At 49.5% G+C, this 19,058-nt stretch carries 16 protein-coding genes and 10 pseudogenes; 15 read left to right on the forward strand and 11 right to left on the reverse strand.

Going from position 1 to position 19,058, the window contains the following annotated elements; translation table 11 throughout:
• Positions 1-43: 43 nt before the first annotated feature.
• Both ACQGXV_RS20205 and ACQGXV_RS20210 read left to right on the forward strand, forming a co-directional pair.
• Positions 44-367 (forward strand): annotated as a pseudogene (locus tag ACQGXV_RS20205) (transporter substrate-binding domain-containing protein); the annotation flags it as partial.
• Between the two features lie 172 nt (positions 368-539).
• Entirely contained in the window at positions 540-1,733 is a 1,194-nt protein-coding gene (locus ACQGXV_RS20210) for an IS256 family transposase (RefSeq protein WP_440862924.1), read from the forward strand.
• Between the two features lie 45 nt (positions 1,734-1,778).
• Here ACQGXV_RS20210 and ACQGXV_RS20215 read toward each other — a convergent pair whose 3' ends face one another.
• A complete protein-coding gene (locus ACQGXV_RS20215) occupies positions 1,779-2,627 on the reverse strand; it encodes a transposase family protein (RefSeq protein ID WP_440862925.1) in 849 nt (282 codons plus the stop codon).
• 82 nt (positions 2,628-2,709) lie between these two features.
• Between ACQGXV_RS20215 and ACQGXV_RS20220 the strand changes: the two are divergent.
• From ACQGXV_RS20220 to ACQGXV_RS20235, 4 genes and pseudogenes are all read left to right on the forward strand, one after another.
• Positions 2,710-3,180 (forward strand): annotated as a pseudogene (locus ACQGXV_RS20220) (transporter substrate-binding domain-containing protein); the annotation flags it as partial.
• Between the two features lie 66 nt (positions 3,181-3,246).
• Positions 3,247-3,936 (forward strand): histidine ABC transporter permease HisQ, encoded by a 690-nt coding sequence (locus ACQGXV_RS20225; protein ID WP_440862926.1) that lies wholly within the window; start codon positions 3,247-3,249, stop codon positions 3,934-3,936.
• Positions 3,929-4,645, forward strand: a complete 717-nt coding sequence (locus ACQGXV_RS20230; protein WP_440862927.1) for an ABC transporter permease — start codon at positions 3,929-3,931, stop codon at positions 4,643-4,645. Before ACQGXV_RS20225 ends, ACQGXV_RS20230 begins: the two co-directional genes overlap by 8 nt.
• Before the next feature lie 17 nt (positions 4,646-4,662).
• Positions 4,663-4,905 (forward strand): annotated as a pseudogene (locus tag ACQGXV_RS20235) (ATP-binding cassette domain-containing protein); the annotation flags it as partial.
• A gap of 22 nt (positions 4,906-4,927) precedes the next feature.
• Here ACQGXV_RS20235 and ACQGXV_RS20240 read toward each other — a convergent pair.
• Together ACQGXV_RS20240 and ACQGXV_RS20245 are read right to left on the reverse strand one after the other, a co-directional pair.
• Positions 4,928-5,461, reverse strand: coding sequence for an IS630 family transposase (locus ACQGXV_RS20240; protein ID WP_440867530.1), 534 nt, complete (start codon positions 5,459-5,461; stop codon positions 4,928-4,930).
• Positions 5,385-5,723, reverse strand: a complete 339-nt coding sequence (locus ACQGXV_RS20245; RefSeq protein ID WP_440862928.1) for an IS630 transposase-related protein — start codon at positions 5,721-5,723, stop codon at positions 5,385-5,387. Before ACQGXV_RS20245 ends, ACQGXV_RS20240 begins: the two co-directional genes overlap by 77 nt.
• A 153-nt stretch (positions 5,724-5,876) precedes the next feature.
• Between ACQGXV_RS20245 and eutB the strand changes: the two are divergent.
• The 5 genes and pseudogenes from eutB to yfcD form a co-directional block, all read left to right on the forward strand.
• Positions 5,877-6,513 (forward strand): annotated as a pseudogene (gene eutB, locus ACQGXV_RS20250) (ethanolamine ammonia-lyase subunit EutB); the annotation flags it as partial.
• Positions 6,510-7,217 (forward strand): annotated as a pseudogene (eutC, locus tag ACQGXV_RS20255) (ethanolamine ammonia-lyase subunit EutC); the annotation flags it as partial. The pseudogenes eutB and eutC, both read left to right, overlap by 4 nt.
• 336 nt (positions 7,218-7,553) lie before the next feature.
• Entirely contained in the window at positions 7,554-7,733 is a 180-nt protein-coding gene (locus ACQGXV_RS20260) for a hypothetical protein (protein WP_440862929.1), read from the forward strand.
• A 5-nt stretch (positions 7,734-7,738) separates the two neighbouring features.
• A complete protein-coding gene (gene yfcE, locus ACQGXV_RS20265; RefSeq protein ID WP_440862930.1) occupies positions 7,739-8,260 on the forward strand; it encodes a phosphodiesterase in 522 nt (173 codons plus the stop codon).
• An 85-nt stretch (positions 8,261-8,345) separates the two neighbouring features.
• Positions 8,346-8,939, forward strand: coding sequence for an NUDIX hydrolase YfcD (gene yfcD, locus ACQGXV_RS20270; RefSeq protein WP_440862931.1), 594 nt, complete (start codon positions 8,346-8,348; stop codon positions 8,937-8,939).
• Between the two features lie 74 nt (positions 8,940-9,013).
• On the opposite strand, the pseudogene ACQGXV_RS20275 reads toward yfcD, so the two are convergent.
• Both ACQGXV_RS20275 and ACQGXV_RS20280 read right to left on the reverse strand, forming a co-directional pair.
• Positions 9,014-9,352 (reverse strand): annotated as a pseudogene (locus tag ACQGXV_RS20275) (hypothetical protein); the annotation flags it as partial.
• Positions 9,353-9,550: 198 nt separating this feature from the next.
• Positions 9,551-10,012 (reverse strand): annotated as a pseudogene (locus ACQGXV_RS20280) (hypothetical protein); the annotation flags it as partial.
• A 170-nt stretch (positions 10,013-10,182) separates the two neighbouring features.
• Between ACQGXV_RS20280 and ACQGXV_RS20285 the strand changes: the two are divergent.
• Positions 10,183-10,672, forward strand: a pseudogene (locus tag ACQGXV_RS20285) (glutathione S-transferase N-terminal domain-containing protein); the annotation flags it as partial.
• Between the two features lie 364 nt (positions 10,673-11,036).
• Entirely contained in the window at positions 11,037-11,936 is a 900-nt protein-coding gene (locus tag ACQGXV_RS20290; RefSeq protein WP_440862932.1) for a transposase family protein, read from the forward strand.
• Between the two features lie 219 nt (positions 11,937-12,155).
• Here ACQGXV_RS20290 and pta read toward each other — a convergent pair whose 3' ends face one another.
• Together pta and ackA are read right to left on the reverse strand one after the other, a co-directional pair.
• Positions 12,156-14,294 carry a phosphate acetyltransferase gene (gene pta, locus ACQGXV_RS20295; protein WP_440862933.1) on the reverse strand — a complete coding sequence of 713 codons (2,139 nt, stop codon included), beginning with the start codon at positions 14,292-14,294 and terminating at the stop codon, positions 12,156-12,158.
• 93 nt (positions 14,295-14,387) lie between these two features.
• A complete protein-coding gene (gene ackA / locus ACQGXV_RS20300) occupies positions 14,388-15,590 on the reverse strand; it encodes an acetate kinase (RefSeq protein ID WP_440862934.1) in 1,203 nt (400 codons plus the stop codon).
• A gap of 547 nt (positions 15,591-16,137) precedes the next feature.
• Here ackA and yfbV point away from each other — a divergent pair.
• Both yfbV and ACQGXV_RS20310 read left to right on the forward strand, forming a co-directional pair.
• Positions 16,138-16,593 (forward strand): terminus macrodomain insulation protein YfbV, encoded by a 456-nt coding sequence (gene yfbV, locus ACQGXV_RS20305; RefSeq protein ID WP_440862935.1) that lies wholly within the window; start codon positions 16,138-16,140, stop codon positions 16,591-16,593.
• Positions 16,594-16,762: 169 nt separating this feature from the next.
• Positions 16,763-16,954: pseudogene (locus tag ACQGXV_RS20310) on the forward strand (YfbU family protein); the annotation flags it as partial.
• A 52-nt stretch (positions 16,955-17,006) separates the two neighbouring features.
• Here the strand turns inward: ACQGXV_RS20310 and ACQGXV_RS20315 are convergent.
• From ACQGXV_RS20315 to ACQGXV_RS20330, 4 genes and pseudogenes are all read right to left on the reverse strand, one after another.
• Entirely contained in the window at positions 17,007-17,288 is a 282-nt protein-coding gene (locus ACQGXV_RS20315) for a hypothetical protein (protein ID WP_440862936.1), read from the reverse strand.
• Positions 17,210-18,154: pseudogene (locus ACQGXV_RS20320) on the reverse strand (IS256 family transposase); the annotation flags it as partial. The gene ACQGXV_RS20315 and the pseudogene ACQGXV_RS20320, both read right to left, overlap by 79 nt.
• Positions 18,155-18,219: 65 nt before the next feature.
• Positions 18,220-18,753, reverse strand: a complete 534-nt coding sequence (locus tag ACQGXV_RS20325; RefSeq protein ID WP_440867179.1) for an IS630 family transposase — start codon at positions 18,751-18,753, stop codon at positions 18,220-18,222.
• On the reverse strand, positions 18,677-19,042 hold the full coding sequence (locus tag ACQGXV_RS20330) for an IS630 transposase-related protein (RefSeq protein ID WP_440862584.1): 366 nt from the start codon (positions 19,040-19,042) through the stop codon (positions 18,677-18,679). The genes ACQGXV_RS20325 and ACQGXV_RS20330 overlap by 77 nt, the downstream gene beginning before the upstream one ends.
• Positions 19,043-19,058 lie beyond the last annotated feature (16 nt).

Here is a 19,058-nt window from a genome sequence, read left to right on the forward strand (position 1 = left end):
TCATTCCTTTTGATCATCATTCCATCAAGATAAGGGTTGCGAAATGAAAAAATTATTCAGAATTCTGCCGTTGGCCTTAGTTATTGCTGCGGGAAGCGCGCTGGCCGATGTTCCCAAGAATCTTAAAATCGGCACCGACCCGACGTATGCACCCTTTGAGTCCAAGAATGCCAGCGGTGAGCTGGTGGGTTTTGATATCGATTTGGCTAAAGAACTGTGCAAACGCATCAAGACCGAATGCACTTTTGTGGAAAGTGATTTCGACGCGTTGATCCCTTCACTGAAAGCGAAAAAAATTGACGCCATGATCTCCTCGCTCTCCATCACCGAGAAGCGCCAGCAGGAGATTGCTTTCACAAAGCGTGTTGCTTAATAGTGAAATAAGGGTGTTTCGGTGATTGAAGTAAATTTTACGCTGTTCTGAGATGGAAATTCCAAAGACCGGCGCTAAGGAGTAAGAAGGTATCATCAATAAAGGGGAGACTGTAAAATAATCTGTGTAAATGGCATTTTGAGGAAAACCTTCAAAGGATAACAAAATGCCTATCAGCAACGAACTTATTGACCAACTGCTTCAAGATTGTCACTCCCCTCAGGATCTGCTGGGTGAATCAGGCCTACTCAAGGTGCTGACTAAAAGACTGGCGGAACGGGTTCTTGAAGCTGAGATGGAGATGCACCTTGGGTATGCTAAGCATGACCCGGCTGGTAATCATTCAGGCAACTCACGCAATGGCAAGACATCCAAGAGCGTACGTAGCCAAAATGGGGAGATCGAGCTCGATATTCCGCGCGACCGCAACAGTACCTTCGAGCCGACACTGATCGGTAAGCACGAAAAACAGCTTAACGGCTTCGATGACCGCATTATTTCTCTCTATTCCAGAGGGTTATCAACCCGTGATATTCAGGCACACTTTAAAGAAGTCTACGGGGTCGATGTTTCCGCTGGCTTCATTTCTCAAGTGACCAATGCTGTGATGGATGAAGTTAAGCGCTGGCAGCAACGGCCGCTGGATGCGCTTTATCCCATTGTTTACCTTGACTGTATTGTTGTCAAAAGCCAGGACGGCGGAGCCGTGGCCAACAAGTCTGTTTATCTGGCCCTCGGCGTCAACGGCCAGGGCGAAAAAGAGCTGCTGGGGCTATGGATAGCCAAAACTGAGGGGGCCAAGTTCTGGTTATCTGTGATGACAGAACTGAAAAATCGTGGGCTAAAGGACATCTTCGTCGCCTGCTGCGATGGCCTGAAAGGCTTTCCTGATGCCATTGAAGCTGTTTACCCGCATACGCGGGTACAGCTCTGCATTGTGCATCAGGTGCGGAACTCGCTGCGCTACGTCGGCTGGAAAGAGCGTAAGGCCGTTGCTGCTGACCTGCGCACCATCTATAGTTCCGCAACGCTAGAGGGCGCTGAAGAGGCCCTGGATGCCTTCGCGGCCAAATGGGATGAACAGTTCCCGACGATCAGCCCGTCGTGGAGAAATAATTGGGAACGTCTCATCGTCATTTTTGACTTTCCGCCGGAGATCCGCAAGGTTATCTACACCACCAACGCGATAGAGTCGTTAAATGCTTCATTGCGCAAGATAACGAAAACGCGACGAATATTTCCAACGGATGACTCGGTGATAAAATTACTCTATCTAGCCTTGCATAATATCTCTGCTAAATGGACCTTGCCAATCAGAGACTGGAAACCTGCTATGAGCCAATTCATGTTGATGTATTGAGAACGAATCTCCGGTTAAGCAATGGAGCCATTTACACAAAATTCTTTACAGACTCATAAAGGGTCTACGATTCCGTAAAATTTGGGTCATGCAACCGAGGCGCTTGATACCCGCGATGGCGTGTTCAACTGTAATACGGATGCCCGAGATTATTTTATTTTCTTGTTTTTGTTCAGGCGATAAAGGTCTTTTTCGAGTTCCTTTTTTTGGGATTTGTGTATTAGGATGCTGTTTATCTATACCTTGAAAACCGGTATCTGCCCAGATGGTTACCTCAGGAGGAATATGGCGAATTATATCGACTTTATCGAGTAAGCGTTTATCGTGACGGCGCCCATTTTTGCTCATGGGGATAAATCCAATTTGCCTTGTTTCGTCAGTCATAATAAGCCCTTTTCGAGTGGTCTGTCTTTTCTTTCCCGAATACATTTTTTTTCGCCGACGCAGATTCTTAGGCTTTTGGACAGGTCGCTCTGTCCCATCAATAAAGACGTCTTTAACTCCAGGAAAGGCGCGAAAAAATTCCTCAGCAGAGCGAATTTGACGAGCGGGCAAAACACATTCTCGCCCCAAGGTCATCTCTAAAACCGGCAATAATATTTTTACCCAGCGACATACCCGTGTTCTATCTAAACCAAAAAGAAGCCCTTGCAAATCATAGGTCGGATAACATTTTAAATACAATAAAATAAAAAGCAGTTTATCTAATGGGGTTGGGATAAATCCTTTCTGCCCTGCACCCATCTGCCGCTCGTGATCTTTTCGATTCTTTTTCCGATAAATCAAATAACAAGCTGAAAATTCAGCGGCTAAATTTTTCAATTCTTCGACTGATAATCCAATGATTGCTTTACATAAACGATTATCTCGTAACAACCGCTCTTTGTTGATCATTTCAAACCTTTATTCTCTAAGTTAAACCTCTTTTTATTCTCAATAGCCTGACAAAAAATGCAAGTCTCTATTCAGCAACTAGTTTACAGAAAAACTCTACGCGGCCAACGCGCGCCTGATTGAGAAGAAAGGGGCCAACATTCAACCGACGCTGGAATCGCTGCGTGGTAAACGTGTCGGCGTGTTGCAGGCATCAACCCAGGAAGCCTTTGCTAACGCTAACTGGCAGCCGAAAGGGATTGATGTGGTGGCTTACCAGAACCAGGATTTGATCTACGCCGATTTGACCGCAGGCCGTATCGATGCCGCGTTCCAGGATGAAGTGGCGGGCAGTGAAGGCTTCCTGAAATTACCGGCTGGCAAAGATTACGTCTTTGCAGGTCCGGCGGTGAAGGATGACAAATTCTTTGGCGTAGGTACCGGTATGGGGCTGCGCAAAGAAGATAAAGCACTGAAAGTTGCGTTGGATAAAGCGTTTGAAGAGATGCGCAAAGACGGCACCTACGACACTTTCGCGAAGAAATACTTCGATTTTGACGTATACGGCGGCTAATGGCGTGTTGCTGGGATCTGCCTGCGTCATGCAGGCAGAGTGTGCCTTTTTAGACGGAAACACGCGATGCTCTACGGCTATACCGACCTGATTCTTGACGGAGCGCGCATGACGCTGCAATTAGCGGTGTGCTCGTTGCTGTTGGCGTTGGTCATTGGGCTGATTGGCGCAGGCGCCAAGCTCTCAGCCAATCGCCTGCTGTCCGGTTTTCTCTCCGCGTACACCACCCTGATCCGTGGCGTGCCGGACCTGGTGTTAATGTTATTGATTTTTTATGGCCTGCAAATAGCGCTCAACAGTGTGACGGAAACGATAGGTATCGCACAAATCGATATCGATCCGCTCTCGGCAGGCATTATCACGCTCGGGTTTATCTACGGTGCCTATTTCACTGAAACCTTGCGCGGTGCCTATCTGGCTGTGCCGCCAGGGCAGATTGAAGCGGCCGTGGCTTACGGCTTTACGCCACTGAAGGTATTTCGCCGCATCATGTTTCCTTCCATGATGCGTTTTGCCTTGCCCGGTATTGGCAACAACTGGCAGGTGATCCTCAAAGCAACCGCGCTGGTATCGCTGTTGGGGCTGAATGACATTGTCAAAGTGACCCAGTTGGCGGGCAAACGGGCGCATGAACCGTTTTATTTCGCCATTGTCGCCGGGGTGATGTATCTGATTTTTACCACGGTCTCCAACGGGGTGCTGTGGTGGCTGGAACGCCATTACTCGCAGTGCGTGAAGAAGGTGAATTATGAGTGAGATCCTGCAACAGTACTGGCAACCTTTGCTATGGAGTGATGGGTATCGTCTCACCGGTCTGACGATGACGCTATGGCTGCTGATTTCGTCGGTGGTGATGGGGGGGCTGCTGGCAATCCCGCTGGCCATTGCCCGCGTTTCTCCACGGCGGCGTTTCTGTTTTCCGGTGTGGGTATTTACCTATGTATTTCGCGGCACGCCGCTCTACGTGCAGTTGCTGGTGTTTTACTCCGGTGTTTACAGCCTGGAGATCGTGCGCGGCACCGACATGCTGAATGCGTTTTTCCGCAGCGGGCTGAACTGTGCGGTGTTGGCATTGGCGTTGAACACCTGCGCCTATACCACAGAGATTTTTGCTGGTGCGATCCGTTCGGTGCCTCATGGTGAAATTGAAGCGGCCAGAGCCTACGGTTTTTCCCGGTTTAAACAGTATCTCTGCATTATTTTGCCCGGTGCGCTACGTATTGCACTGCCCGCGTACAGCAACGAGGTGATTTTGATGCTTCACTCTACGGCGCTGGCGTTTACCGTAACGGTGCCGGATATATTGAAAATTGCCCGAGATATTAATGCTTCCACTTATCAGCCGCTTTATGCCTTTGGCATTGCTGCGGTGATCTATCTGGCAATCTCTTTTGTGCTGATCGGCCTGTTTAAACACGCGGAACGGCGCTGGCTGCGGCATATTTATACCCGTTCATCTCATTAACATCAGGAAAAAACAGCATGTCAGACCATAAACTGATGGTGACGGAACTGCACAAGCGTTACGGGGAACACAACGTGCTGAAGGGGGTTTCTCTTCAGGCGAAAGCGGGCGATGTAATTTCGATTATCGGATCGTCAGGATCAGGGAAAAGTACGCTGCTGCGCTGCATCAACTTTCTGGAAAAACCGTGCGAAGGGGCGATTTTCGTCAACGATGAAGAGATTCGCATGGTGCGTGACACCGACGGACAACTGAAAGTATAGCCAAGCGACTTAATTTTGATTACACCATATGGACTGAGAACAAACTCTCTGTATCGCAACCCATCTCTCTTTTTTTGCTTTTTGCTTGTGCCAATTTATGCTCAATTGGGTTAAGATCTGGCGAATATGTAGGCAAATACTCCACCATATACCCTGCATCGATGATGACTTGTTGAATATTATGTTTTTTATGAAAAGTGGCATTGTCCATCATGATTACACTGTTTTTAGGGAGTACTGGGATAAGGACTTGTGTGACCCAGGCATAGAAAACATCGCTGTTAATATTGATATCAAATAATCCGATAGCAAACAGCGTTGTGCCTAATAAAGCGCCGATAACATTTGTTCTTCCCCTAGCTCCCCAGTTCTTCAGGCCAAAACACCGTTGACCTTTTGGGGAATAGCCGTGAGTCCGTGGGGTATCGTGTGAAAAACCACTTTCATCAATAAAAACAATAGGTTTACCTTCTTTTTCATACTGTTGTTTTTTTTGTTGAAATCCCTGCCGGGCGTTTTCGTCGGCTTTCGGATGACGTAGAGTTTTTTTTATAGGTCAATCCCAGCTTTTTAAGCGCTTGCCAAATGGCCTTCTGACAAACGCCAAAACGCTCTGCACGTTCTTTTTGGTAAGCATCTGGATATTGTTCAACATCTTTTATCAACTCGGATTTATCGATCTTTCGCTGACGCGTGGTCGATGCTTTTGACTCTATTTGATTAATCCAACGCGATACAGAGGCAGGGCCAATCCGAAATTGCTTCGCTGTTTCTCGGATACTCAACCCTTCGTTTTTCCGTGTAGATATAGCCAACCGACTTAAAAATGATTACATCCTATGCCCTGATATGCGGCAAAGAATCATAGCTGGCTGTTATCAAAATAATGTCGCTTGGCTATATCACTTTACGTCTAAAATCAATTGAATAGCTCATTTAAATAATGTAATCAAAATTAAGTCGTTTAGCTATATTTTGAAACCGGGCAGGGCAGTTGCCTTTCGGCCAATGCCCATCACGGTGTCGATCAGCAAACCTGTGAGGCGCGCGCCTATGCGGTCGCGCGGCGTTTTTCTCCGCTGCTGGTGAACACGGTCGTGGGCTTTATCGGGCCTGAATACCTGTATGACGGTAAGCAAATTATCCGCGCCGGCTTGGAAGATCACTTCTGCGGCAAACTGCTTGGTGTGCCCTTGGGCTGCGACGTGTGCTACACCAACCACGCCGAAGCGGATCAGGACGATATGGACACGTTGCTGACGCTGTTGGCCACCGCCGGATTGACCTACCTAATGGGCATTCCGGGTGCGGATGACATCATGCTCAACTATCAGAGCACCTCGTTTCATGATGCGCTGTATAGCCAACCGACTTAAAAATGATTACATCCTATGCCCTGATATGCGGCAAAGAAGCATAGCTGGCTGTTATCAAAATAATGTCGCTTGGCTATATGTGCGCGAGCTGCTGGGATTGAAGCATGCGCCGGAGTTTGGTGAATGGCTGGCACGCATGAAGATTCTTGATACCCAGGGGCGGCTGTGTGATACCAGCCGTCAGCATCCGTTGCTGCAACATCAACCTTATCTGGAAGGGCGCGTATGAAGGACATCGTTCACGCCAACCCGTGGGAAATGTTGCGTGAATACAACGCCGCGCGCATTGCCTTGGGGCGCACCGGTGCAAGCCTGCCGACCGAAGAACTGCTGAAATTCGGCCTGGCACACGCGCAGGCGCGGGATGCGGTGCATCAGGCCTTTGACAGTGAACCCCTTGCTGAGGCCTTAGCCGCGCAAGGGCTGAAAACGTTTACCGTGCACAGAGCTGCAACGTCGCGCGAGCAGTATCTTTGTCGGCCTGATTTGGGTCGGCGCTTATCGGATGCCAGCCGTGATGCACTGATGGCTCTGCATCAACCGCCCGCCGATTTGCTGATTGTGGTGGCCGATGGTCTCTCGTCCAAGGCGGTACATCGTCAGGCGGTGCCGCTCATTACCCAGGCGCGGCCTTATCTGGAGCAACTGGGTTTATCGCTGGCACCGGTGGTGCTGGCGCATCAGTCACGTGTGGCGCTGGGCGATGATATTGGCGAGTGTCTGCGAGCGAAAGCCGTAGCAATTCTGATCGGCGAGCGCCCCGGTTTGTCATCGCCGGATAGCTTGAGTATTTATTTAACCTGGGGGCCTCACACGCGCCGTTTGGAATCGGAGCGTAACTGCAGTTCCAATATTCGCCCGGAAGGGCTGGATTATCCACAGGCGGCATTTAAATGGGCCTGGCTGCTGGAGCAAGCGTTTCAACGCCGGCTGTAGGGCGTTGCGTTGAAAGATGAGAGCGACAACCCGGCGATGCACGGCAAGATTCACCCACCTGCCGTAGGGCATTTGACAACACCATGATGGTGACTCGCTTTCCCCTGCGCGCTGCATCGTGCAGGCGGTGCGAGATTGTTCACTTTGCTTTTATCCGCGTGTCACTGACACGGATTCTGCCACTCAGGATCGTACTGAACAGGGAGTGTTCAGTACGTTTTTTTTATGCTGCGCTTACCGTTGGTTTAGCGATGACCTTTATCATATAGCCCTCCGAACATGGATGTGTGTAATCGTGCGACACCCACCTGCCAAATGAAAAAAGGACAAGAGTTGAGTACGGTAATTTTGTTACACTTTGCCGTATTGCGACGTAGTTTTTTCGGGGATCACGATGAAGTTGATGTTTGCCTCAGATATTCACGGCTCGCTATAGCCAAGCGACATTATTTTGATAACAGCCAGCTATGCTTCTTTGCCGCATATCAGGGCATAGGATGTAATCATTTTTAAGTCGGTTGGCTATAACGGCGACGGAGCGGGTGCTCGATATTTTTACCCGTAGTGGTGCCGAGTGGCTGATTCTTTTGGGGGATTTCCTCAATCACGGCCCGCGTAATCCGCTGCCGGAGGCTTATCAGCCTGCCGATGTGGCGAGCCGATTAAATGCGTTTGCCCGTCACATTGTGGCGGTGCGCGGTAACTGTGATAGCGAAATGGATCAGATGCTGCTCGACTTTCCGATCACGGCACCGTGGCAGCAGGTGCTGTTGCCACAACAGTGTCTTTTCCTGACACACGGTCATCTCTATCACCCTCAGCATCTTCCGCCGTTGCAGGCAGACGATGTGCTGGTGTATGGGCATACCCACCTTCCTGTGGCTGAACGTCAGGGAGAGATCTACTGCTTTAATCCTGGCTCCATCAGCTTGCTTAAGGGGGGCAATGTGCCCAGCTATGGCATGTTGGCGCAAGGGACACTTCAAGTTTTACCGTTAATGGGTGGCGAGCCTATTGCACAGGTGACTATTAGTCACTAAGTTATCAACGATCTTGCACGACTAACGCTTAGTACATTTAAAACAGACGCGCGTTGCAACGCGCCAATACTGAAGGGTTCAAAGGATGGTGGAGCAAAGTCAAGCGGCAGGGACCGAGTGGGTGGATATTGTTGACGAGAACAATGATGTTATCGCCCAGGCCAGCCGCCAGCAAATGCGCGCTCAACGTTTACGTCACCGCGCCACCTATATCGTTGTTCATGACGGCATGGGAAAAATACTGGTTCAACGCCGTACCGAAATAAAAGATTTCTACCCCGGTTGGTTGGATGCGACAGCCGGAGGCGTAGTGCAAACCGGCGAGAACATGTTGGAGTCAGCACGTCGTGAAGCGGAGGAGGAACTGGGTATTGCCGGTGTGCCTTTCGCCGATCATGGCCTGTTCTATTTTGACGGGGACAATTGCCGCGTGTGGGGGGCGTTATTCAGCTGCGTTACCCATGGCCCGTTTGCCTTGCAGGAGGAGGAAGTGGCTGAGGTGTGCTGGATGATGCCGCAGGAGGTTACGGCGCGCTGCGATGAGTTCACGCCGGATTCTCTCAAAGCCTTGTCGCTGTGGATGAGCCGTTACAACGAGCAGAGCTACGGCAAACCCATTACGCGTGAGCCAGAAAAAACCGATGACGAGGCTGCCGCATCGGACGACGCGCAAGAGTAACCGGGTTACACAGTTCTGCGGGCTATCAGCGGTGGCCCGCAGCGCAACCATCAGGCGGTAGCGACAGCCTGGCGCTAGCCGGGACACACCAGTTGACGGCTCTTGATGTGGTACATTTCCAGATCCTCACGCAGGAAGAATGCCATCTCCCACGGATTTTTATGAATGAACGCCTCGCGTACCTGTTCGAATAGCGGATTGTGTGGTGGGATCAGATGGGCATCACCCTCAATCAAGGTGTAGTTCCACTCAATAGCGCGTTCAAAGGTGTAGTGTGAGCGCTCATCCATCGCAAAAAAGCAGTGCGGATTACGCTTGAGCTGCCGGGATTTGAACGTCTCAGGGAAGGTGATAAGAAACACATCATTGTCCACCGAAGAGAGAAACGTCAGAACGGTGGTGTGGGGCTGTTCGGCTTTGTTGAATAATTTAACCGTTTGATTTACATCTTCTTTAGTTAGAATGCATTTACAGAGAATGTATTTTGTTAGAACGACAAATCAAATAGTTAGCACAATAAAAAGCATTCCGAGAGGAAAAATTAGTCGTTGAAATTTTATAATGCTTATATAAATCAGTATCTTAAATTATTCAACAAAGCCGGGCTGTTCTTGCGCCATGGTGAACAGCACGCCTACCTTGTTGGTGAAATCATGGTGTTCCGTCTCTGGCAGCGCATTCAGGGGGGTAAACGGCACCGCGCGTTCTTCCCGCGTATCCTGAGGATAGTGATAGTGCGGTGCGCGAATATCTAGTACGCAGCTAAGCCCATACATCACCTGGCACTCACGCGGCTCCAGCAGCACCCAATCTTCATCCACCTCCACCACGCGCCCTTTGTAAGAGGCGCGATAAACGGAAATGTTGGCATCAAACTGATCCACTCCGGTGCGGTTATCAAGATGCAGCGTGGCGAAATCACCGACGGCCAGCGCGTGGCCCTTGGGGAAGAAAACCCGCAGTGCATTGTTGGTGCGCGGGTATACGCCGCAAATGTGCATCACCACCTTTCCCTGCTGGTAGCAGGCTAAAACCCCCAGCGTCTGCTTGCCGAGATAGTGAACCAGATTCATGCTGTGCGTTCCTTACGAAGTGAATAGCGAAGCGCTAATGTGTTGTTTTTCTGTTTGTTTCGAGATTATTTGTCTGCGTGTACGCTGTCAATAGACGTAGCCATGAAAAACACACAGGCCAATAATCATCGGGTTACACTGAATATATCGGTCAAATAAAAGGAAATATTATGTTGGTTATCTGGGGAAGGAAAACCTCATCCAATGTACAGGCATTAATGTGGTGCGTCGGAGAGATTGGCCTGCACGTTGTCAGACATGATGTAGGACACCGCTATGGGGGAACCGATACCGCGGAATTTTACGCACTCAACCCTAATCGTACTGTTCCCGTGCTTCAATATGGGGATAACCCAGCGCTGTGGGAAACGGGGGCTATCCTGCGATATTTAGCGAACCGCTACGCAACGGGTGGTTTCTAGCCCGAAGCGTTATTAGCAAGAACGGAGGTGGATCGCTGGGCTGAATGGGCAAAATTGAATATTGCGCTTGGCTTTACTGCGCCAGTGTTTTGGCGTGTGGTGCGTACACCAGCGGCTGAGCGTGATCTTCTTGCGATCGATACTGCCGTTACTGCTTTTGAGCAAAAAGCTCGACATCGCCGAACAACAGCTTGCCAGACACCCTTTTTTAGCCGGGGATGCGTTTTCACTGGCTGATAGGCTTTGTTGAATAATTTAAGATACTGATTTATATAAGCATTATAAAATTTCAACGACTAATTTTTCCTCTCGGAATGCTTTTTATTGTGCTAACTATTTGATTTGTCGTTCTAACAAAATACATTCTCTGTAAATGCATTCTAACTAAAGAAGATGTAAATCAAACGGTTAAATTATTCAACAAAGCCTGGCTGATATTCAGTTTGGTCATGTGCTGTACCGTTACTACGAGATTGAGATCAATCGTAAGCCTTTACCGCATCTACGCGCTTACTTTAAACTAGTTGCTGAATAGAGACTTGCATTTTTTGTCAGGCTATTGAGAATAAAAAGAGGTTTAACTTAGAGAATAAAGGTTTGAAATGATCAACAAAGAGCGGTTGTTACGAGATAATCGTTTATGTAAAGCAATCATTGGATTATCAGTCGAAGAATTGAAAAATTTAGCCGCTGAATTTTCAGCTTGTTATTTGATTTATCGGAAAAAGAATCGAAAAGATCACGAGCGACAGATGGGTGCAGGGCAGAAAGGATTTATCCCAACCCCATTAGATAAACTGCTTTTTATTTTATTGTATTTAAAATGTTATCCGACCTATGATTTGCAAGGACTTCTTTTTGGTTTAGATAGAACACGGGTATGTCGCTGGGTAAAAATATTATTGCCGGTTTTAGAGATGACCTTGGGGCGAGAATGTGTTTTGCCCGCTCGTCAAATTCGCTCTGCTGAGGAATTTTTTCGCGCCTTTCCTGGAGTTAAAGACGTCTTTATTGATGGGACAGAGCGACCTGTCCAAAAGCCTAAGAATCTGCGTCGGCGAAAAAAAATGTATTCGGGAAAGAAAAGACAGACCACTCGAAAAGGGCTTATTATGACTGACGAAACAAGGCAAATTGGATTTATCCCCATGAGCAAAAATGGGCGCCGTCACGATAAACGCTTACTCGATAAAGTCGATATAATTCGCCATATTCCTCCTGAGGTAACCATCTGGGCAGATACCGGTTTTCAAGGTATAGATAAACAGCATCCTAATACACAAATCCCAAAAAAAGGAACTCGAAAAAGACCTTTATCGCCTGAACAAAAACAAGAAAATAAAATAATCTCGGGCATCCGTATTACAGTTGAACACGCCATCGCGGGTATCAAGCGCCTCGGTTGCATGACCCAAATTTTACGGAATCGTAGACCCTTTATTGATGATACCTTCTTACTCCTTAGCGCCGATCTTTGGAATTTCCATCTCAGAACAGCGTAAAATTTACTTCAATCACCGAAACACCCTTATTTCACTATTAAGCAACACGCTTTATGAAAGATTAATGCAACGCCCGGCCTTTCAAGAGCATGTGATGGTGTCCTATGACGAACTGCGCGTGTGAGCGGGATTGATGTAAAAAAAATCCCCCCGCAACCTGCGTTGCGAGGGGATGGGTGCTGAAGTGGCGGTTTGCCACTCGCCGTGGGTTACCCGAAATTACTGCTGGGTAGCCTGAATGGCAGTCAGGGCAACGGTGTAAACGATATCGTCTACCAGTGCGCCACGGGACAGATCGTTCACCGGCTTGCGCATGCCTTGCAGCATTGGTCCGATGGAGATCAGGTCAGCAGAACGCTGTACCGCTTTGTACGTGGTGTTACCGGTGTTCAGATCCGGGAAGATGAACACGGTAGCTTGGCCTGCAACCGGTGAATTCGGCGCTTTGGATTTTGCAACGTCGGCCATTACGGCGGCGTCGTATTGCAACGGACCATCGATCACCAGGTCTGGGCGTTTTTCCTGTGCCAGACGGGTAGCTTCACGCACTTTTTCCACGTCGCTGCCCGCACCGGAGTTCCCGGTGGAGTAGGAGATCATGGCAACGCGCGGATCGATACCAAACGCGGCGGCGGAATCAGCGGACTGAATCGCAATTTCGGCCAGTTGTTCGGCGGTCGGATCCGGGTTGATGGCGCAGTCACCGTAGACAAACACTTGTTCCGGCAGCAGCATAAAGAACACAGAAGAGACCAGTGAACTGCCCGGAGAGGTTTTGATCAGCTGCAACGGCGGACGGATGGTGTTAGCGGTAGTGTGAACGGCACCGGAAACCAGACCGTCAACTTCGCCTTGTTCCAACATCAAGGTGCCCAGCACTACGTTGTCTTCCAGTTGCTCACGCGCAACCACTTCGGTCATGCCTTTGCTCTTACGCAGCTCAACCAGACGCGGAACATAGCGTTCGCGAACCGCTTCCGGATCGACAATCTCGATGCCTTTGCCCAGTTCAACACCCTGTGCAGCAGCAACGCGTTGGATCTCTTCCGGGTTACCCAGCAGTACGCAGTGTGCAATACCACGTTCGGCACAGATAGAAGCGGCTTTCACGGTACGCGGTTCGTCGCCTTCCGGCAGCACAACGCGTTTGCCCGCCTGGCGTGCCAGTTCGGTCAACTGATAGCGGAATGCCGGTGGAGACAGACGACGAGAACGCTCAGACGCGGCGCTCAGGGACTCGATCCACTGGCTGTCGATGTGGCGAGCCACGTAGTCTTGGACTTTCTCAACGCGTTCGCTGTCGTCAGCCGGTACTTCCAGGCTGAAGCTTTGCAGGCTGAGCGAGGTCTGCCAGGTGTTGGTGTCTACCATAAATACCGGCAGGCCAGTCTGGAAGGCGCGTTCGCACAGTTTGGCGATGCTGGCATCGATTTCATAACCGCCAGTCAGCAGCACGGCACCGATTTCAACGCCGTTCATGGCCGCCAGGCACGCGGAGACCAGCACGTCAGGACGATCCGCTGAGGTCACCAGCAGGGAACCCGGACGGAAATGTTCTAACATGTGCGGGATGCTGCGCGCACAGAAGGTCACGGTTTTCACACGACGGGTCTGAATCTCGCCTTCATTGATGATGCGGGCATTCAGGTGTTTTGCCATGTCGATAGCGCGAGTGGCGATCAGATCGAAGCTCCACGGCACGCAGCCCAGCACCGGCAACGGGCTGTTGGCAAACAGTAGTTTCGGATCGACGTTCGGCACGTCTGCTTTGCTGGAATCGTCGAAGATTTCGGATAAATCAGGACGGGTACGACCTTGCTCATCCACCGGGGCATTCAGTTTATTGATGATAACGCCAGTAATGTTTTTGTTCTTGCTGCCGCCAAAGCTGCTGCTAGCCAGTTCGATGCGCTCTTTCAGCTGGTCCGGAGAGTCGTTGCACAGTGCGATAACGAACACGATTTCTGCGTTCAGGGTTTTGGCGATTTCATAGTTCAGCGCGTTGGCAAACTGATGTTTGCGCGTCGGCACCAGACCTTCTACCAACACCACTTCTGCATCTTTAGTGTTTTCGTGGTAGTTGGCGATGATCTCTTCCATCAGCACGTCTTGCTGGTTGGAACTGAGCAGCGCTTCAACGTGGCTCATTTTCAACGGTTCAGCCGCAGTGATGGCTGAGTTAGCGCGGATGATAGTGGTGGTCTGATCCGGCGTATTGTCGCCAGAACGCGGTTGCGCGATCGGTTTAAACACGCTCAGGCGCACGCCTTTTTGTTCCATGGAACGAATGACACCCAGGCTGACGCTTGTCAGACCAACGCTGGTGCCAGTGGGGATCAACATGATTGTACGGGACACGGCTAAACCTCTTTACGTTTGCTCGCTGAGTCAAAAACAGCTTGGTCAGAAACGACACCGTCAGCCTTGGCTGACGGTGTGGGATTACTTGTCTTACGCGGTGAGACGCAGGGCGTCTTGCGCGATAACCAACTCTTCGTTGGTCGGGATCACCAGCGCAGGGCGGCAGCCCTCTTTGCTGATGTTGCCGCCGTTGCCGAAGCGAGCAGCCAGGTTGCGTTCGTGGTCGACTTCAAAGCCCAGCAGGCCCAGTTTGTTCAGCGTCAGTTCACGTACCATAGCAGCGTTTTCACCGATACCGCCGGTGAAGATAACGGCGTCCAGACGGCCTTCCATCAGCGCACTGTAGGCACCGATGTATTTGGCCAGACGGTGGCAATACACGTCCATCGCACGTTTGGAATCTGCCTTGGTGGTGTAGTTATCTTCAACATAGCGGCAGTCGCTGGTGACTTCGGTCAGGCCCAGCAGACCAGATTCTTTGGTCAGCAGTTTGTTGATAGCCTCAACGCTCATGCCCAGAGAATCGTGCAGGTGGAAGATGATCGCCGGGTCGATGTCACCGCTGCGGGTGCCCATGACCAGACCTTCCAGCGGGGTCAGACCCATGGAGGTATCAACACACTTACCGTTACGCACTGCCGTTACTGAACCGCCGTTGCCCAAGTGGCAAGTGATCAGGTTAACTTCGTCAACCGGCTTGTTCAGCGCTTCTGCGGCCTGTTGGGTCACAAAGAAGTGGCTGGTGCCGTGCGCGCCATAGCGGCGAACGTGATGCTCGGAGTACAGTTTGTACGGCAGCGCATACAGGTAGGATTCTTCCGGCATGGTCTGGTGGAATGCGGTGTCGAATACGGCAACGTTTTTGTTTGCCAACGCCGGGAATGATTTCAGCGCTTCGTCGATACCAATCAGGTGAGCCGGGTTGTGCAGCGGCGCGAACGGCACGGAATCTTTGATGCCTTGCAGTACGTCGTCGTTGATCACGGCAGACTGGGTGAATTTCTCGCCGCCGTGTACGATACGGTGACCGATAGCAACCAGTTGCGCGGAGAGTTCCGGTTTCTGTGCCAGAATGGTGTTAACGATGAAGTTCAACGCTTCGCTGTGTGCAGCGCCTGCGCCCAACGCAGCTTCCTGCTTGGCACCATCCATTTTCCATTTGAGACGGGCTTCAGGAAGGTGGAAACACTCGGCCAGACCTGACAGGTACTCTTCCCCGTTAACAGCATCGATGATAGCGAACTTCAGGGATGAACTACCGCAGTTAAGAACCAGTACTAACTTACTCGACATGGAAGTACCTACTTGTTATACATGGTGAACAAATGTCAAACAGCGCGTAGCGTAGCCTAAACAGCCGCTGACATTTATGACTAACGTCATGGCACGGTGTGATTTCCCTGACATGACCATGAAAAAGCGCCGATATGGCCTATTCGCATAGCATACTGGATGCACGGCGTGCGAAGATGACATATCGGCCCTAAAAAGTATGTGGCGAAAAATAAGGCGATAAATGTCGCGCCCGCACCAATGGTCCCCTGTTTTTGCCTATGCTGTAGTTAATACAGTTGAAAACGGCATTCATCATCAAGTACGACGGTGAAAGGATCGTTATTCTGGCATGTAGCATGACCACGTTGGTTTAGTGACATGACTACTTTAGTATAGATGGCGACCTACGCCGAGGTAGGATACCGATAGCGTCAGGCAAACACAAAATATATTTTAAGTTTATCAAATAGAGTTGTTGGCTTGTTTTAGGATTTTATTTTTTATCTGTTATGTTGATGATGCAATTGAAAATGGTAATAACTGAAACGGTAACAAAGAAGTCGCCATGAAACCTCAACCAACTGACAAACGCGGGGGATGGCGTGTACTCCATTACGGGCAGCATTATATGAAAACCTGGCCGCTGGATAAACGTCTGGCGCCTGTTTTTCCTGAAAACCGCGTAGTACGCGCTACCCAGTTTGGCATTCGTTTTATGCCACCGCTGGCCGTGTTCACCTTAACCTGGCAGATTGCGCTGGGCGGCCAACTGGGGCCTGCGGTGGCGACCGCACTGTTTGCCTGTAGCCTGCCGTTACAGGGACTGTGGTGGTTAGGTCGCCGTTCGGTATCGCCGTTACCGCCAACGCTTTCCGAATGGTTCCACGATCTTCGCCTTAAACTGCAAGAGGCAGGGTTGGCGCTAGCGCCGATTGAAGGTAAACCCACTTATCAGATGCTGGCCGACGTGCTGAAACGTGCTTTTAAACAGCTGGACAAAACCTTTTTAGACGATCTGTGACCGTTTTCACCCTTTGTGTGTGAATAGCATTATTTTGTCCTTCCCCTCTGTTTTAAATCAAAAAACCGGAGGCTAGCGCTATCTTCCCACTTGGGGGTATGCGATTCTGATATCAGGTTAAACGAGTCAGCGGCGTCAGGCCGGTACTATAGAGGTTCAGGAGAGCACGATGGAAATGACGAATGCCCAGAGATTGATCCTTTCGAATCAATACAAAATGATGACGATGATGGATCCGGACAATGCAGAACGCTATCGTCGGCTGCAAACCATCGTCGAGCGCGGCTATGGGCTGCAAATGCGTGAGTTGGATCGGGAATTTGGCGAACTCAGTGAAGACGTGTGTCGCACCATCATCAATAAGCGTGTTGCTTAATAGTGAAATAAGGGTGTTTCGGTGATTGAAGTAAATTTTACGCTGTTCTGAGATGGAAATTCCAAAGACCGGCGCTAAGGAGTAAGAAGGTATCATCAATAAAGGGTCTACGATTCCGTAAAATTTGGGTCATGCAACCGAGGCGCTTGATACCCGCGATGGCGTGTTCAACTGTAATACGGATGCCCGAGATTATTTTATTTGAGTCTGTAAAGAATTTTGTGTAAATGGCTCCATTGCTTAACCGGAGATTCGTTCTCCATACATCAACATGAATTGGCTCATAGCAGGTTTCCAGTCTCTGATTGGCAAGGTCCATTTAGCAGAGATATTATGCAAGGCTAGATAGAGTAATTTTATCACCGAGTCATCCGTTGGAAATATTCGTCGCGTTTTCGTTATCTTGCGCAATGAAGCATTTAACGACTCTATTGCGTTGGTGGTGTAGATAACCTTGCGGATCTCCGGCGGAAAGTCAAAAATGACGATGAGACGTTCCCAATTATTTCTCCACGACGGGCTGATCGTCGGGAACTGCTCATCCCATTTGGCCGCGAAGGCATCCAGGGCCTCTTCAGCGCCCTCTAGCGTTGCGGAACTATAGATGGTGCGCAGGTCAGCAGCAACGGCCTTACGCTCTTTCCAGCCGACGTAGCGCAGCGAGTTCCGCACCTGATGCACAATGCAGAGCTGTACCCGCGTATGCGGGTAAACAGCTTAAATGGCATCAGGAAAGCCTTTCAGGCCATCGCAGCAGGCGACGAAGATGTCCTTTAGCCCACGATTTTTCAGTTCTGTCATCACAGATAACCAGAACTTGGCCCCCTCAGTTTTGGCTATCCATAGCCCCAGCAGCTCTTTTTCGCCCTGGCCGTTGACGCCGAGGGCCAGATAAACAGACTTGTTGGCCACGGCTCCGCCGTCCTGGCTTTTGACAACAATACAGTCAAGGTAAACAATGGGATAAAGCGCATCCAGCGGCCGTTGCTGCCAGCGCTTAACGTCATCCATCACAGCATTGGTCACTTGAGAAATGAAGCCAGCGGAAACATCGACCCCGTAGACTTCTTTAAAGTGTGCCTGAATATCACGGGTTGATAACCCTCTGGAATAGAGAGAAATAATGCGGTCATCGAAGCCGTTAAGCTGTTTTTCGTTCTTACCGATCAGTGTCGGCTCGAAGGTATAGCCAACCGACTTAAAAATGATTACAGCCGATGCCCTGATATAGCCAAGCGACTTAATTTTGATTACACCATATGGACTGAGAACAAACTCTCTGTATCGCAACCCATCTCTCTTTTTTTGCTTTTTGCTTGTGCCCATTTATGCTCAATTGGGTTAAGATCTGGCGAATATGTAGGCAAATACTCCACCATATACCCTGCATCGATGATGACTTGTTGAATATTATGTTTTTTGTGAAAAGTGGCATTGTCCATCATGATTACACTGTTTTTAGGGAGTACTGGGATAAGGACTTGTGTGACCCAGGCATAGAAAACATCGCTGTTAATATTGATATCAAATAATCCGATAGCAAACAGCGTTGTGCCTAATAAAGCGCCGATAACATTTGTTCTTCCCCTAGCTCCCCAGTTCTTCAGGCCAAAACACCGTTGACCTTTTGGGGAATAGCCGTGAGTCCGTGGGGTATCGTGTGAAAAACCACTTTCATCAATAAAAACAATAGGTTTACCTTCTTTTTCATACTGTTGTTTTTTTTGTTGAAATCCCTGCCGGGCGTTTTCGTCGGCTTTCGGATGACGTAGAGTTTTTTTTATAGGTCAATCCCAGCTTTTTAAGCGCTTGCCAAATGGCCTTCTGACAAACGCCAAAACGCTCTGCACGTTCTTTTTGGTAAGCATCTGGATATTGTTCAACATCTTTTATCAACTCGGATTTATCGATCTTTCGCTGACGCGTGGTCGATGCTTTTGACTCTATTTGATTAATCCAACGCGATACAGAGGCAGGGCCAATCCGAAATTGCTTCGCTGTTTCTCGGATACTCAACCCTTCGTTTTTCCGTGTAGATATCACTTTACGTCTAAAATCAATTGAATAGCTCATTTAAATAATGTAATCA

This window comes from Symbiopectobacterium purcellii (assembly GCF_052050035.1).
GTDB classification, from domain to species: Bacteria; Pseudomonadota; Gammaproteobacteria; order Enterobacterales; family Enterobacteriaceae; genus Symbiopectobacterium; species Symbiopectobacterium purcellii_A.

Coding starts and splice junctions, on each gene's coding strand:
- ACQGXV_RS20215 (WP_440862925.1), bottom strand. CDS start 2,627: ATGATCAACAAAGAGCGGTTGTTACGAGATAATCGTTTATGTAAAGCA.
- ACQGXV_RS20225 (WP_440862926.1), top strand. CDS start 3,247: ATGCTCTACGGCTATACCGACCTGATTCTTGACGGAGCGCGCATGACG.
- yfbV (WP_440862935.1), top strand. CDS start 16,138: ATGAAACCTCAACCAACTGACAAACGCGGGGGATGGCGTGTACTCCAT.
- ACQGXV_RS20230 (WP_440862927.1), top strand. CDS start 3,929: ATGAGTGAGATCCTGCAACAGTACTGGCAACCTTTGCTATGGAGTGAT.
- ACQGXV_RS20210 (WP_440862924.1), top strand. CDS start 540: ATGCCTATCAGCAACGAACTTATTGACCAACTGCTTCAAGATTGTCAC.
- yfcD (WP_440862931.1), top strand. CDS start 8,346: ATGGTGGAGCAAAGTCAAGCGGCAGGGACCGAGTGGGTGGATATTGTT.
- ACQGXV_RS20330 (WP_440862584.1), bottom strand. CDS start 19,042: ATGAGCTATTCAATTGATTTTAGACGTAAAGTGATATCTACACGGAAA.
- ACQGXV_RS20290 (WP_440862932.1), top strand. CDS start 11,037: ATGATCAACAAAGAGCGGTTGTTACGAGATAATCGTTTATGTAAAGCA.
- ACQGXV_RS20315 (WP_440862936.1), bottom strand. CDS start 17,288: ATGGACCTTGCCAATCAGAGACTGGAAACCTGCTATGAGCCAATTCAT.
- ackA (WP_440862934.1), bottom strand. CDS start 15,590: ATGTCGAGTAAGTTAGTACTGGTTCTTAACTGCGGTAGTTCATCCCTG.